Source organism: Methanoculleus sp. SDB (assembly GCA_001412355.1).
Taxonomy (GTDB): domain Archaea; phylum Halobacteriota; class Methanomicrobia; order Methanomicrobiales; family Methanomicrobiaceae; genus LKUD01.
The window spans coordinates 1-15,456 of the sequence record LKUD01000069.1; the positions used below are offsets into that span (position 1 = coordinate 1).

At 53.5% G+C, this 15,456-nt stretch carries 15 protein-coding genes and 1 pseudogene; 15 read left to right on the forward strand and 1 reads right to left on the reverse strand.

Features of this window, described 5'->3' with window-relative positions; all coding sequences use genetic code 11:
* From APR53_00385 to APR53_00455, 15 genes and pseudogenes are all read left to right on the forward strand, one after another.
* Positions 1–213 (forward strand): annotated as a pseudogene (locus APR53_00385).
* A gap of 220 nt (positions 214–433) precedes the next feature.
* Positions 434–1,330, forward strand: coding sequence for a hypothetical protein (locus tag APR53_00390; GenBank protein KQC03871.1), 897 nt, complete (start codon positions 434–436; stop codon positions 1,328–1,330).
* A 3-nt stretch (positions 1,331–1,333) separates the two neighbouring features.
* Positions 1,334–1,822, forward strand: coding sequence for a flagellin (locus tag APR53_00395; protein ID KQC03872.1), 489 nt, complete (start codon positions 1,334–1,336; stop codon positions 1,820–1,822).
* Between the two features lie 6 nt (positions 1,823–1,828).
* Positions 1,829–2,302 carry a hypothetical protein gene (locus APR53_00400; GenBank protein ID KQC03873.1) on the forward strand — a complete coding sequence of 158 codons (474 nt, stop codon included), beginning with the start codon at positions 1,829–1,831 and terminating at the stop codon, positions 2,300–2,302.
* 19 nt (positions 2,303–2,321) lie between these two features.
* On the forward strand, positions 2,322–3,062 hold the full coding sequence (locus APR53_00405; GenBank protein KQC03874.1) for a flagellar accessory protein FlaH: 741 nt from the start codon (positions 2,322–2,324) through the stop codon (positions 3,060–3,062).
* Position 3,063: 1 nt separating this feature from the next.
* A complete protein-coding gene (locus tag APR53_00410; GenBank protein KQC03875.1) occupies positions 3,064–4,926 on the forward strand; it encodes a secretion system protein E in 1,863 nt (620 codons plus the stop codon).
* A 14-nt stretch (positions 4,927–4,940) separates the two neighbouring features.
* The gene (locus APR53_00415; protein KQC03876.1) at positions 4,941–6,539 is read left to right on the forward strand and encodes a flagellar assembly protein FlaJ; all 1,599 of its coding nucleotides are present in this window, start codon (positions 4,941–4,943) and stop codon (positions 6,537–6,539) included.
* A 1-nt stretch (position 6,540) separates the two neighbouring features.
* On the forward strand, positions 6,541–7,851 hold the full coding sequence (locus APR53_00420; GenBank protein KQC03877.1) for a hypothetical protein: 1,311 nt from the start codon (positions 6,541–6,543) through the stop codon (positions 7,849–7,851).
* 7 nt (positions 7,852–7,858) lie between these two features.
* Positions 7,859–8,668: a hypothetical protein gene (locus tag APR53_00425; GenBank protein ID KQC03878.1), complete on the forward strand. Its 810-nt coding sequence runs from the start codon at positions 7,859–7,861 to the stop codon at positions 8,666–8,668.
* Between the two features lie 67 nt (positions 8,669–8,735).
* The gene (locus tag APR53_00430; protein KQC03879.1) at positions 8,736–9,098 is read left to right on the forward strand and encodes a two-component system response regulator; all 363 of its coding nucleotides are present in this window, start codon (positions 8,736–8,738) and stop codon (positions 9,096–9,098) included.
* A gap of 4 nt (positions 9,099–9,102) precedes the next feature.
* A complete protein-coding gene (locus APR53_00435; GenBank protein ID KQC03880.1) occupies positions 9,103–10,143 on the forward strand; it encodes a chemotaxis protein in 1,041 nt (346 codons plus the stop codon).
* Positions 10,130–12,061: a chemotaxis protein CheA gene (locus APR53_00440; GenBank protein KQC03881.1), complete on the forward strand. Its 1,932-nt coding sequence runs from the start codon at positions 10,130–10,132 to the stop codon at positions 12,059–12,061. The genes APR53_00435 and APR53_00440 overlap by 14 nt, the downstream gene beginning before the upstream one ends.
* 10 nt (positions 12,062–12,071) lie before the next feature.
* Positions 12,072–12,686 carry a chemotaxis protein CheC gene (locus tag APR53_00445; GenBank protein ID KQC03882.1) on the forward strand — a complete coding sequence of 205 codons (615 nt, stop codon included), beginning with the start codon at positions 12,072–12,074 and terminating at the stop codon, positions 12,684–12,686.
* A 15-nt stretch (positions 12,687–12,701) separates the two neighbouring features.
* Complete coding sequence (locus tag APR53_00450) at positions 12,702–13,196, forward strand: chemotaxis protein CheD (GenBank protein ID KQC03883.1); 495 nt, start codon at positions 12,702–12,704, stop codon at positions 13,194–13,196.
* The gene (locus tag APR53_00455; protein KQC03884.1) at positions 13,181–14,320 is read left to right on the forward strand and encodes a hypothetical protein; all 1,140 of its coding nucleotides are present in this window, start codon (positions 13,181–13,183) and stop codon (positions 14,318–14,320) included. The genes APR53_00450 and APR53_00455 overlap by 16 nt, the downstream gene beginning before the upstream one ends.
* On the opposite strand, the gene APR53_00460 is transcribed toward APR53_00455, so the two are convergent.
* A partial coding sequence (locus APR53_00460; GenBank protein ID KQC03885.1) for a hypothetical protein occupies positions 14,304–15,456 on the reverse strand: 1,153 nt, incomplete at its 5' end. The two genes, APR53_00455 and APR53_00460, sit on opposite strands and share 17 nt — an antisense overlap.

Consider the following 15,456-nt stretch of genomic DNA (forward strand, 5'->3'; position numbering starts at 1 on the left):
AAGTGGAGGATTATTGACATCCAGAACGGCGCAACGACAGACACGCTGCTTGAAGACCGGGAGCAGTTCACGGTTGCCGTGTCGCCCGGGGATGGTGCGCATGTCGCACCGGGCGAAACGTTCAATCTCGAGATCAAGCCGTCCGTCGGAGCCTCTCTCGGCATCAAGCGGACGGGTCCTGAAAAGATCTCTGATGTGAATATCCTGTACTGATAAATTTTATTTTGTTACGCGGGGAGGAAATCGTATTGTGGTTATCATATTCGATTATCATTACCGTTTATAATTGCAGATTATCGAATTAATCGACAGAATGCAGATTAAATGGGAAAATGTGGGATAATTTACGAATTAAAGGGCTAAATTGCTTTCTTTCACAGCTTATTACTAACATAAGTATTATATAATACCAAAATCAAAAAGATAGTTTGGTATGGCAATCAACCAGTCGCAGGTCGATCACATCATCACGGCTGCCTCAGCTGATGATCCCGAGATCAAGATGCAGCGTCTTCAGGAAGAGGTCGATCTCATCAAGAAATCGATTAAAAAGCTGCTCATCGATATCAGGGAGCGGATGAACGAGACGGAAAATCCGTTCATTCTCTCGGCTGTTCTCCCTGCACAGGCGAAAATGGCAGATTCGCGTGATGAGAATGTGGCGGCCCGTCCGGAGTCCCCCGTGCAGCAGGCACCGATAGCACCGGAACCGGTACCGTCTGCCCCCATTGTAGTACAGCCTCCTCCCCCTCCTGTGCAGGCTCCTCCGCTCCCCCCGTTCGGCAGTGAATTCCGGATGCCGGAGACGGCAGCACAGCAGGTGGATATGCGGGAACGCCTGATTGCCGACGAAGCGATTCTCCGTGCCCTGCACGAAAGACTTGAGAGTGCCGAAACGAAGGTGAAACCTGCCGGGAAGAACGTTCTGGAGAAAGAAGCGGGTGTAAAGATCCGGCTGCATAAAGTGCACCGCCTGTTTGACTGGACCGGTAAAATGGTGAATAAATACGGACATGACCGGCTTGAAATAATGGTGGAAACATACCGGACACTCGGCTACATATCCGATGATGCATGTGCGCAAATCAAGGATCTGACGCGGCTCATGCCGGAAACGATCGGCGATCAGCATGAGATCGGATCAAATGAGTTTGTTTCCAACCTCTATACACTCAACCGCATTCTGGATCCGGCCGATGCGTCCCTCGACCGGGATATGATTGAAGTGCTCATGGAAGGCGGGCAGGCGCCTCATGAATTCCGGGCTGACAAGAACCCCGGTACGGATGATTATGAGGAAACCTGGGTCGATATGCTCGACAGGACATGATTAATGTCCAGTGATACGTTTACCACTGCGATATTTCTGATTACCGCCATCGTGGCGGCAGCGGTACTGGTGAATGCCTTTTTCCCGATCATATACACCGCAACCGATACGTTCTCGTCATCATCCCAGACTGCCGATGAGCGCCTTCGCACCGATGTCAAAATTGTCAACAGCTTTGCAAGCACTCCGGATGCAAAGGTCTGGGTGAAAAACGTCGGGTCGATACGAATCGCGGATGCGGACATTGATCTCTGCGATGTCTTCATCGGCGTTCCGGGGAATTTCGACATCCTCACCCTGAACAAGGCCGGACCCGGCAACGGTGAATGGGATTACGAGATAGTCGGGGATTCGAACGGATACTGGGATGTGGGGGAAACACTGCGCATCGATATCGCCAGCGCACTCGTCCCGGGAAGCGGGGGTGTGACGTACTTCCACTTTGTGCTTCCGAGCGGTATTACACGAACGAAGGAGTTTACAGCGAGCTGATGACATATGGGAAGTGCCTCACTGGTTGCGTCTGCAATTGCCCTGATCCTCCTTTTGATCACCGCTTACGTAATCGTCGGAGGAACCCTTTCCACTGCAGAGATCATTGCATTTGCCCAACATGAACAGGCCGCTCAGCAGGAGATACGGATGAGGACATCGATTGAAATTGTGAGTGCGACCCTGACGGCAGGCGCTTCGCCGCTGGTAGTGGAAGTGCGGAATGTCGGACAGGAGCCTGTTTCCGGCTTTGATAATATGGAAGCATACCTTGTTTTTGCCGACGAGCCCGTCCTGCATCCGTACGGCAGTGGCGCCGGCTACTGGGCGTATGGCGGGATCATTCCCGATTCCATCCATCCGCATCAGCTGGATCCCGACGAAGTGCTTACGATGTCCGTCGCTTATTCCGGTGTCACCGCACCGGTCTGGGTGCAGGTGACGACGGATCGCGGCGTGTATGATTCGGCATATGTGTGACGATTGAGGGGTGTATACTATGGGTGATAAAACCGGGCTTGGAGACCTCATCGGAGGAAACGATAAAAAAATTCTCTCTACCGGGAATCCGGAGATTGACAAAAAGCTTGCGGACGGTCTCCCGCTCGAATCACTTTCACTCGTGGAAGGGGAAAACGACACCGGCAAGAGTGTCATGACGCAGCAGGTGATCTGGGGTGCGCTCAAGGGCGGGCTGAACGTTGATCTCTATACCTCGGAGAATACGTCGAAGAGTTTTCTCAACCAGATGGAATCGATGAGCCTCGACATCTCGGATTATTTTGCGTGGGGGCATCTCAGAATGTTTCCGATGCACGTCACCGGGTTTGAGTGGAGCAAGGAGGAGATGCAGGGCATTCTCACGCGCATCATCAAGCATATCCAGCACAGCGAGGCACAGGTCATCGTCATCGATTCGCTCACGCTGCTGACGGGTTACGCGACGCAGGGAGATATTCTGACGTTTCTCACGAACAGCAAGAATCTGGTTGACCACGGCAAGACCATCCTTGTCACACTTCATACCTATGCCTTTGAAGAGGACACCCTTGTCCGGATACGCTCCATCTGCGACGCCCATCTCATGATGAAGAAGGCGCTCGTCGGCGACAAGTACGTCATGGTAATGGAAGTCGTGAAAATCCGCGGGGCGACGAAGACGACCGGGAACCTCGTTTCATTTGAGGTGCATCCCGGGTACGGCATGAAGATCATCCCGATTTCAATGGCACGGGTGTAATATGGGAACACTGAGCGCATCTGTCAATCTGCCGTTCAAGCCGGAGGTTATCGACGAAGGCATCGACTGGTACACCAATATCGAATCATCCGCCCTGTACCGGATGCTGCCCGCGAATGCGAAGGAGTACGTCACGAAGAGTCCGCACCTCCTCGAATATCTCCATATATTCCCGGTCAACGAGTTCGGCATCCCGCTCTTCTTCTCGGAGCTGAAAAGGGATCTGAAGGGGATGGAGAGCCCGAACCTGATCTATCCGCTCAATGACATGACCTTCGTGCACATCTTCCCGGATCCGAATGACGTCCGGAATTTCTACATCCCCATCGAGCCTTCGTTCCTGCACAGCGTTGCAGAAGCCATGCCGTTCGTCGAGCATAAACTCGTCGAACTGATTGATGCGCTCGATGAGGACCCGGTCACAGACGAGGAGCGGACGAAAGTCCTGAAACGCGTTATAAAAAAGGCGACATATATTCTTCAGCCCGGGGAGTCCGTCGAGGGCCTGCTGAAAGGGGGCAATGAAAAGAAAGGGCTGAAGGATAAGGTCATTGACCTGATGAACAAGGATTTCAGTGCAGGAAAAAAACCGGCGAAATCCCAGAAAAATTCCCGGGTAACCGTCCTGCCGGACGGCAGGGTTGTTCTCAATCCTCAGGAATTCGCCTCTCTCGAGTATCTCCTCATCAGGGACAAGATCGAAATGGGGATCCTCAAGCCGTTCCTCGACGACCATTATATCGAGGATATTACCTGTGACGGCGTCGGGCCGATCTTTATCGAGCACAAGATATTCAACGGGCTGAAATCCGCCGTCGAATTCAGGGCTACGAAGGAGATCGACGATTTCGTGATTAAGATGGCGGAGCGGATCAAACGCCCTCTCACGTACCGGAATCCGATCGTCGATGCGACGCTGCCCCAGGGCTCGCGTATCAACATCGTCTACGGAACGGAGATATCCAAGCACGGGAGCAATTTCACCATCCGTCAGGTTTCCGAGGAGCCGGCGAGCATTCTCCAGCTGATCGAGTGGAAGACGACGGATTACCTTGTCGCCGCATACCTCTGGATCTGCATCGAGTACGGGATGTCGCTCTTTATGAGCGGTGAGACGGCGAGCGGCAAAACGACAAGCCTGAATGCCATAACGACCTTTATTCCGCCCGAAAACAAGATTGTCACCATCGAGGACACCCCGGAACTGATCGTTCCGCATAAGAACTGGAGCCGCGAAGTGTCGAAGGGCAAAGGATCGGGCGAGGGTGACGGTGCCGACGTCACGATGTTCGATCTGCTGAAGGCAGCGCTGCGTCAGCGCCCGAATCAGATTCTGGTCGGTGAAATCCGTGGCGGTGAAGGTGCCGTAGCGTTTGGTGCCATGCAGACCGGCCACCCCGTTATGAGCACCTTCCACGCCGCAACCGTGGAAAAACTCATCCAGCGTGTCTGCAGCGAACCGATCAGCATTCCGAAGTCCCACGTTGACAATCTGAACCTCGTCATTATCCAGAGCGCCGTCCGCCGGCCGGACGGCAGCATGGCCCGGCGTATGCTCTCGATAAACGAACTTGTCGGGTTCAATCCGGAGACACAGGGCTTTTCCTTCGTTGCCATGTTTGTCTGGGATCCTGTGACCGATACATTCCAGTGGACCGGGAAAGGGAGCAGCTACCTGCTCGAGAATAAAATAGCCACGATGCTCGGTATTCCTGAGAACAGGCGTTCGGAAATTTATAATGAGGTGGAAAAGCGGGCACGCATTCTCGAACGTCTTCATAAGGCCGGCTATACGGGATTCTGGGATCTGTATTTCATGATGACCAAGATTAAGAAACAGGGCCTCCTGAAAATTGAGGTCTGAACCGGGATATACCGATGTTTGAATCCTTCGCCACTTCGCTTCGTGAAAAAAACGGCGGTTCGATTCCGTTCGAAGAGCATATCCGCTCCCTGAAGCAGTATCTGGCGCAGGTTACCGAGAACAAGAAGATGGGCGGTGACATTCTGTTCATGATCACCTATATGGCGTCGATTACCACCGCACGGGTTACCCGCCCTGAAATCTTCGCCTATACGTCCCAGCGTGAGGAATACGTCACGTCACGGTATATCGAGCGGGTGGAGTTCTTTGTCAAACGATGGAATTACAGCTATTCGGAAGCCCTCCGGCTGATGGCGGAACGCGTTAAAAATCCGATGCTCCGGAGCATGCTCAACCGGTACGCAAATTCGACCGATTCCGGGGTGCCCGATGAAGAATTCCTGCTTCTGGAGCTTTCCACGGTGCGGAGCGTCTATCGGAATACCTTTGAGCAGGGTGTCGAGATGCTCAAGAAATGGGGTGACGCGTATATCGCAATGATGCTGTCGGCTACGATCGTGGGGATCATCATCATGGTGTCCGTGGCGATCTATTCACCTGACGAGATAGACTCGACGCTGAATGCGAGTTACATGATTCTCCTCATGATCTCGGTGATGGGTATCGTCACGATGTACCGGGCCATTCCCGACGACCCGAAGACACACGGCCTTCCCGGGGGCGGATCCTATGAACAGGGGATGATCCGGCGTATGGAGAGGGTGATTCTTCCGATAACTGCCGTTTCATCCCTTCTGCTTATCGTTGCGGGCATCAATTTCGGGCTCATCATACTCTTTGTTGCCCTGCTCATCGCCCCGATGGGCATCATCGCCATGAAGGACGATATGAATATCGTCGCACGTGACGAGGATTTTTCCGTATTTATCCGGGGGCTGGGCTCCATCATGGGGGGGAAGGGCCTGACCACGACGTTCGCGCTGTCGGAGGTTGACCGGAAGTCCCTTGAAGTGCTCGGGCCGTTTATCGATTCCGTGTATTCAAAGCTTAATCTCGGACTTGATGAAGCGGCAGTATGGGAACGGTTTCTGCGGGAAAGCGGCAGCAACCTGATCTGTAAATTCCTCAACATCTTCCGCGATTCGATTGCGCTTGGCGGAGCACCGGCGGAGATCGGAAAGATTGTCAGTTCGTCGATGCTGGAGATGGTGCTGCTCCGGCAGAAGCGGGAGATGCTGTCATCGGGATTTATTGTCCTTCTCATTCCCATGCATATGGCAATGGTCGCCATTTTCATGTTCCTGTTCCAGATTCTCATCTCGATGGCCCATGCGATTACCAGTGTCATGGAGTCCTTTTCCGAAACACAGGCGGCAATGAGTGCGACCACAGGATCCGTCGGTTCGGGGATGATGGCGTCGGTCGGGATATTCACGAATTTCCCGGAGGCGAAAATGAGCACGTATGTTATCACGGTGCTCATGCTGGTTACGATCTCGAATGTCCTGGCGGGTAAAATCGTCAAGGGAGGTGACAGGTCTATGTATTACTTCTTTGGCAGCGTTTTATTTGGGCTGACCGGAATAATATATATAGTAACTCCTTTCGTTGTGGATTTGTTCTTCCAGATCCCGGTAATTGGAGGGGCATGACATGAATCCCTCCCGTAAACGAACCATTCTCCTTGTCGCAACGGTACTGGTAGGTTCGGTCCTCGTTCTCTTCGATGCACCGCTGGAACTTGTGCTTCTGGGCACCACTGCCATCGGTATGATGCTTCTGGTGCTGCTCGGTGGCCTGAAAAAGGAGGAGGAAGAGCAGCCGGCAGAAACAGCGAAGGATAAAACGGAAAAAGAGACTCAAAAAGACGGGGATTCGCTCCTGAAAAAAATGCTCCCCGGCATCACCCGGCTCCTGAGCAGGAAGTCTTCGAAGAACGAGACCGCACCGCCCGCGACGCCCGATACACCACCGGGCCGGAGTGTCCCGTTCAGCGGCCTCCGGGAAAGAATCGCAGGGACTTCCATTAAGAACTATGCGGGTATGGCCCGCGGGATATTCGGGAGTTCGGGCCAGATCCTGACCTCGATATTCCGGAAAAAACCGGCCGGGCCGGAAGACCTGAAGAAGATTGATGATATGCTTGACAGGGCGGTGGCCGAACCTGTTTCACAGGATGATTTTCCCGGGTTTGACGATTTCGATCTGGATCTCGACGAATCAGCCGATTTTATGTCCGGGGACGCACCGGCACCGGCACATGCACAGTCTAAAATGGAGCTCGAAGAGCTGGATGCACTGGCGGTGAACGATATTCTTGACGCGGCGGGAGACAATCTTGACGGAGAACTTCCGGACGATTTCTCGTTTGATTTTGATACTGAGGTTGAAGATATGCTCGCCTCCGCCGGGGAGGAGGAACCGGACAGAGCGGAGCCGGTTTCCGCGGCTCCCGGGCTTGACATCCCGGATGCCGGGGACATGCCGCCGTTCCCCACCGGCAATGCGGGCGGGGGGGAAGCCGAAATATCTCTTTCTGAAATGCCGGATATGGAGTCCCTCTCCCCGCTTTCCGATCTGGAAGGTGATTTTGGTGAACTCGACGGAATCGAACTTGGTGACATTGAGATAGAAGAGGAGGCAGTGCAGGAGGAATCGCTTTCCGCTCCGGCGGATGTCCCGAAAACCCCCCCTGCAAAGCCCCAGCCGGTTGAAGAGCCGGTGATTGTCGTGGAGGATGAAATCGGATCCTTCGGGGCGTCCGACGGCAGTATGAGTTTCATGGATGAGCTCAAGTCGGAGACGCGGGTCGTAAAATCAACGCTCGATGTAAGCCTTCTCCGGGAACTGAAGGATGTGTCCGTCGAAGCCGAGGAACTCGTCAGTGAGCTGGAAGGCGTGAATGACTATCTTAGCCGGCAGATTCATACGGCACGCAAGAGTGTAAATACCCCGGATCGGTGATTGTTACGTGAAAGAAGTACCGGCAAAAATTGAATACAACGGGTCGTGGGCCGCGACAAAGGTAGGTATCGGAGAGGACCGGATTGCTCTCCGCGATCCGATCAACCGGGAAATAACGCTGAAGTCCATCGTCGATATCGAGGAGAAGAAAAATATCCTGAGTATTGAGGTTTCGGGACCCGCAGCACAGACGTTCCGGATCGCATCGGTACCCAAGGTGCTCGCCGCCCTGAAGCGCATGATCATCATGTCATGCAATGCGTACCGGCTGATGGCATATTTCATGTCGCCGGCAATTCGCGGTGGCGTGTTCGTGAAAAATTCCCAGTGGGAAAAAGGCGCGATTGCGGTACTGAAGACCGGCGTCTGGTTTGTCAGCCAGCAGAAACAGGTCTGCATTCCGCTCATGGATGTTTCCGGCATCGAACGGACGAGCCGCGACGTGAACGGGAAACCGATGGAAGTCGTAAAGATCGATCATGTCGAGCACGGTGAGGTCGTTACGAGCTTTGTTCTCTGCCCGCCGACAACGCTTCAGGTCCTCTTCAACTTCCTGAAGGATGCAACGAAGGAGATGGATATGGCCGGGGACGAGATTGATTCCATCGGTGCACAGGTGGCGATGCTCGTCTACAGCGGCATGGATTCGACCGCAATCGAAAAAATGCTTGCCATCGGCCCCGACGAACTTGAAAAGACATATGACGGTCTCCTCAAACTCGGAATCGTCGAGGTTGTGCGCACACGCCGTGAGGTGCAACTGACAACAAAGGGTGCACGATACGTCACCGATGCGGTGAAACCCCCCGAACAATAGTGTAGATCACTAGTGATAATCAATAACCTTTATCACCCATGATAAACAAATCGTTATATGATAAGTCATGGGAAAGATATTGATTGTTGATGACACGATGTTCATGCGAACGCTGCTTAAAAACATTCTCTTTTCCGGCGGGCATGACATTGTCGGTGAAGCTGAAAATGGTGAAGAAGCAATCACATTATATGGTAAGCTGAAGCCCGATCTCGTCACCATGGATGTTGTCATGCCGAAACTGAACGGCATCGAGGCACTGAAATCCATTAAGGGCACCGATCCGAATGCGAAGATTATCATGTGCACCGCTGTCGGGCAGGAGCAGATGGTGAAACTCGCGATTAAGACCGGAGCGAAAGGGTATATCGTCAAACCTTTCCAGGCACCCAAGGTCCTAGAAGAAGTGAAAAACGTTCTTTCGGACTAAAATCATGATTCGCGTCCTCATCGTTGACGACTCCGTTTTTATGCGGAGTATTCTCTCCGATATACTCGGCAGCGATCCCTCTGTCTGTGTGGTCGGTACTGCAGGCGATGGCATTGAGGCACTTGAAAAAATTCGTAAACTCACTCCGGACGTGATAACGCTTGATATCCAGATGCCAAGAATGGACGGCATTGAAACACTTACGCACCTGAAAAATTTCCCCGTAACTCCCCGGGTGCTGATGCTTTCGACCCTTTCGGCCAGGGATGCGGAACTGACAAATAAGGCACTGATGCTCGGTGCCACGGATTTCATGCTCAAACCCCGGAATCTCAGTAAAGTGCGCGAGATTCAGAGCGAACTCATCGAAAAAATCAAACGGGTTGTCGAGATACCCGAGGTGGTGTCGAAATCCACCCGGGAAACCGTTCCTGCCAGCAGAATCGTCGTAATAGGATCTTCGGCGGGGGGGCCGCCGATGCTCGACACTCTTCTCTCCCAGTTATCTCCCGATATATCAGCGGCGTTTGTCATCACCCAGCATATGCCTGAGGGGTTTACTGCCGCACTTTCCCAGCGTCTCAACAGGATCGCAAAGATGCCGGTCAAGGAAGCGGAAAACGGGGACGTTCTCTATGCCGGAAGAATCCTCGTTTCAAAGGGAGGGTACCATACAATCATCAGCGGAACGCTTGAAAAGGGCGGGAAACGCGGGGGACGCATTACCCTCTCAAAATCACCGCCCCTTCATGCGGTTCGTCCGGCTGTCGACCATACGTTCACCTCCGCTGCCAAAGCGTTCGGAAACGCAACTGTCTCCGTCCTTCTCAGCGGGATGGGCAGTGACGGAGGCGAAGGAAGTCTGGCGGTCAAGAATGCCGGGGGCAGGACGATAGTGGTGGCCGAAAAGGACTGCCTTGTATACGGTATGGCCCGCTCTGCGCTCGGATACGGGTGCGTGGACAAGGTTGTCCCGCTTAATCGGCTGAACCACGAGATCAAAAAGGCAGTGAACAATCTGGAGGCCCACGATGACGGACAATGATGGCTACAGGAAACTTTTTGTTGCGGAATCCCGTGAAAATCACGAAAATGTAGTGCGAAATCTCCTGATCCTTGAGGAAGGATCCGATGATGAGGCAATAGCCGAAATTTTCAGGTCTGCCCATACACTCAAGGGCATGTCCGCCTCGATGGGGTATCATGAGATGGAGCACCTCTGCCATTCGATGGAGGATGTCTTTGATCTGATACGAAACGGTCACATTTCAGTCCAGCAGGATCTGATAGACGTGCTGCTCGCCGGCACCGATGTTATCGAGGAGATGCTTGATGACATTGAGGCCGGGGGGGACTGTTCATCGATATCTTCCGGCCATCTTGTGGCGGACCTTGAAAAGTATGCCGCGGAAGATCCCGAAGAATCCGCCGAAGAACCCGTTGCGTCCGAATCCGGCGAGGCGGCACCGGACCGTTATCAGCTGACGATCACGGTCGATGATGCCTGTGCGATGAAAGATATCCGTGCACTCCTCGTGCTCCAGAACCTTGAATCAATTGGCACGATCATCTCCAGCACACCAACGAAGCAGGAGCTTGAAGACGATACAGCGCCGTTTTCGGGAAAGCTGGACGTTGAGATCGACAGTGACGCAGGTCAGGATGCCGTACGATCCGCCGCATCGGGAACGGAAATTGCCAGCGTGTCGTTTGCGGGCGATGAACCTGATATTCCGGCCATACCGGAGACGGAGTCCGGCCGCCCGCCGGACGTGTCCCCGGCACTTCCTGCAAAAATGGCGGAGAAAACGGATAAATCAGACAAAATCCGGGAAGTTAAAAATCTGAGGGTCGATATCACGCGACTGGACCAGATGATGAATCTCGTCGAGGATCTTGTCATCAACGGCGGCCGTCTCAAACAGATTGCGGGAACGTACAAGATCAAGGAGATGGACGAATCACTCAACATGGTGAGCCGTTCCGTCTCGGATCTCCAGAACCTGATGATGAACATCCGCATGATCCCGTTAAACCAGATCTTCAACCGTTTCCCCCGTGTCGTCCGCGATGTCGCCCACCACGACGGAAAGGAAGTCGAATTTACCATGCTCGGAGGGGATACCGAGCTGGACCGCAGTGTCATGGACGGGCTCTCCGATCCCCTGCTCCACCTGATACGAAACGGCGTGAACCATGGCCTGGAAATTCCGGAAGAACGGGAAGCATCGGGGAAACCGCGAAAAGGCACGCTGATGCTTTCCGCACGGCGTGAACAGGGAAACGTGATCATCGAACTCTCCGATGACGGAAAGGGCATCAGGCGTGACCAGATCCTTCTGAAAGCTATCGAACGCGGGCTTGTACAGGAAGAGACAGCGGCCAATCTCACGGATGAGGAGGTTATCGATTTCCTCTTCCAGCCCGGCTTTTCCACGGCCGAGGAAATCACCGACATCAGCGGACGCGGCGTGGGGCTCGACGTTGTAAGAAGCACCATCGAATCACTCAACGGGTCTATCAAGGTGGAGACCGAGGCAGGAAAGGGGTCCCGGTTTACCCTGACCCTCCCCCCGACGATGGCCATCGTGGATGTGATGATGGTGCGGATTAACGATCGGCGATGTGCGATTCCCATCAATGCCGTTGTGGAAGTCGCGAAGGCCGATCTCGAGAATATTCACAATGTCGGCGCAAGCGAAGTGATCATGCTCCGCGACGAAGTGCTCCAGATTTTCCGGCTCGATGAGATGTTCGGAGAGCGGCCGGTGAGCGAGATCATGGTCGTTGTACTGTATAAAGGAAAAAAATGCTGCATTCCCGTCGATATCGTCGAAGGGCAGCAGGAAGTCGTTGTCAAACCTGTCAGCAGCGTGATTGGAAACTGCCGGGGAGTCGGGGGAGTGACCATCCCGGGCGACGGTGCTGTTGTGCCGGTTCTTGATGTAAATACAATGTTATAGAGAGATTGCCATGAAACTCAACGAACAACAACTTGATGCGTTACGGGAGCTTGGGAATATCGGCGCTTCTCATGCTGCTGCGTCCCTGTCGGTGATGCTCGGCAGTGCTGTTGACATGACCGTACCTGAAGTTGAAATTGTAGATATCGCCGGCCTGACCCGCGTTGTTCAGGACGAGATATCTGCTTTCGTGATCTTCGAGATACAGGGAGAAATCTCACCCGGAGGATACCTCGGGCTCTTCATCCCCAAAACATCGGCTATCAGGCTGACAAATACCATGCTCGGGATGACGGATATGGATCGCGAGATTAATGAGATGGACGAGAGCGCCCTGCTCGAAGTCGGAAATATCATGATGTCCCAGTTTCTTGATGCGACGGCGACCCTCCTCAACATCGTGATGCTGCCGTCACCGCCGGACGTGGCCATCGATATGGCGCATGCAATGCTGGAGAGTGTGATTGCCCAGATATCCGGCGATATTAACTCGGTCATCCTCTTCAGTACCGAACTCGTCTGCCAGGAGCACGAAGTAACCGGGTCAATCCTCCTGATGCCCCGTCCGCCCATGCTCAATGACCTGCTCGCACTCCTTGATAACGTCATGAACGGCACCGCGTAAAGGGGGGGTGTTTGTATTTCCGATCGCGATTCCATAAAATTAAAAAAACTACAAAATGTCGGGATCGGTGAATTCCATACGGGCAGTCTGCCGATGACGTCCATCGGACTTGGTTCGTGCGTTGCCGTCATGATTTATGACAAAAAGCGCGGAATAGGGACGATGGCGCATGTCATGCTCCCTGACAACGGCGGAAAATGCGACAGGCCGGGAAAATATGCCAATACTGCAATCCCGATTCTGATCAACGAACTCATACAGGCAGGGTGCCAGAAGCGTTCTCTTGAAGCTAAAATAGCCGGAGGGGCAAGCATGTTTAAAAGCTTCAAGGGGAATCTCGACATCGGTGAACGGAATGCCGCGGCATTGCGCGACCTCCTGCAAAAACATTCCATCCCGATTGTCGGCGAGGATATCGGGGGAACATCCGGCCGCTCAATCCATTATTTCCCTCTGGAAAAGGGGAGGGTAAAAGTAAAACGGGCGGATGGAACATGCATCGATATCTGATTTTACTGTTTGCGGGAGCATTCATTCTCGCAACTCCCGTCTGTGCAGGGCTTGTTCTTTTTGTTCCGGGATCCGATTCCGTCTCCACCACGGGAATCAGGGACATGGCCGACGGTCCGGAGGACACGGTCATTTTTGCAACCGATAACGCACGATCCGAATATAACGGTACCTGGTCCATTCATCACTGGCAGTTCGGCGATATCGAAAAAAGCCCGCTGAGTGATTTTGTCACCGCGGTTGAGTGCGATTCCTCTGGAAATCTCTGGATTGGCTACCCGTGCGGACTGCAGGTGTACAATGGCAGTTCCTATACAACCATCCGCGACCAGCAGCTCCTGAAAAACCTTGCCGTCAACGATCTTCAGGCACGCAGGGAAGAAATGTGGGTGGCTACGGGCAACGCCGGCATTCACCGATATTTCCGGGGCGCATGGACGTGGTTCAAACCCCATGCGCCGGGCAGTCCCGGGTGCTACACCGTGAGGGAAATGGCAGTTGACTATACGACCGGGCGTTTGTATGCCGCTTCGGAGAATTCGGGACTCTGGGTGCTTGACGAGTCGGAGGGAACGACGGAGTTTCATGAGCTGTTCGATCGCGGACAGAGAATTTCCGGCATTCACGGCATCGGGAGTGATATCTTCGGCGGCGTGTTTTTTTACAACAGGACGCATCTCTTCCGGTACCGGGAGGGGGGTGACGTGGAGATCGTATTTTCGATTGCGGAAGCACCCCTCGGCAGCAATGAGATTAACGGTGCGGATCAGACGAGCGGAGGGATGTATGTGATCGCCACGGATGGCGGGATTTCCGGCTGGCAGGACGGGTCATTCATCCTTCACCTGGACCGGAGGGACGGGATCGGAACAAACCTTGTAAAATTTATTGCCGTCGACACTGCCGATCGGATCTGGTTTGCTAATCCCTGCCACTTCGTCGGCTATTACCGGGAGGATTCCTCTGCACCATTGATTCCGGTAATGCCCGCGTATACTCCCGAAGTAGCTGAAAACCTGCCGGAAGAGCCTGCCGTAGCCGATGAAACGGACGATCCCACGGTCATCGGGCAGATCATCGGTTCTATCAGAGGAGTGCTGGGCATGGTTATTCCTGAATCCTGAGCACCTGGAACGTATACGCCTCAAAAGAGTCGAAAAATACCCTTTTTGCCCTTTTTGCACGCCCTTCATCACCTGATTGCGACTCGTTGAACACATACTCTATCAGGGAGAGATAGTACTTCAGGGATCCGAACCGCCGCTTCATCTCGGCGAGCGTAGCCTGTGCCGTCGGCATGTCCTTTGTAAGGAAAGCAAACGCAAAATCGAAGAAATATATGAGGTGAACGGGCATACCGGCATCCACCGCCTTCTCCCGGAACTGCCGGAATGATGTCGGGCTTCCCGAAAGAAGGGCGAGTTTGATGCCGAAATACAGCGGTTCGCTGCTGTCCGGATACTGCTGCATCATCTGTTTTACCACGCCGGCAGTTCCGGCACCATCCTTTCGTTCGAGCCGCATCTGGTACAGCTCGCGAAGAAAGAACATATCGTTGAAAAACTTTTCGCCCCCGATTTTCAGCAGTCTCTCACGCATATCTTCATTATTGTCTTTTTTTGTCTTTTCAAGACCAATCCGGAGGAACCATGGTTCGTTCGGGAACCATTCGATGGCATAGCCGAGAATGGCCCAGCAGGCCTGTTCGAGAAACTCGTTGTCCGCAATGTGCAGCTGGCGGAGGCGGCTTATAGGCGGTTTCGTCCTGAGCATCTCAAGCAGCTGCTCCCGTGCGGCGAGCTCCATCTCGCTCGGCCGGGTTTTCGAGCTTTCCGGCAGATGGCGGGTCTCCTGTGCCGAGAGCCTCATGTAGCAGTATGCAACATAGAGGCCGATCAGGGCATCGTGTTTTGCATAAGGGCGGAGATACGGAATCGCATCGTTAAAATTCCCGACGGACATGAGTTCCAGTCCGGCGAGAATATCCAGCGTTCCTTTTGCCCTGCCGTTGCGTTTGAACCGTAAGGCATTTTTAATAATCTGCTCGATCGCTCCGATCGAGCCGCTCCGGGGGCTGGCTTCCATGATGCGATATGCCATCGCATCGATGAACTCGTCGTATGTCGTGTTGTCCATATCGGGAAACGACCGCTCCAGCTGGGCGATGACATGTCCGAAAAAAACCGGGAGGTTGGTATCGATCTTTCCCGAATTTTGATCGATATAGGAAAAAAAATCCTGCTTTAAGGATTCGATTTTT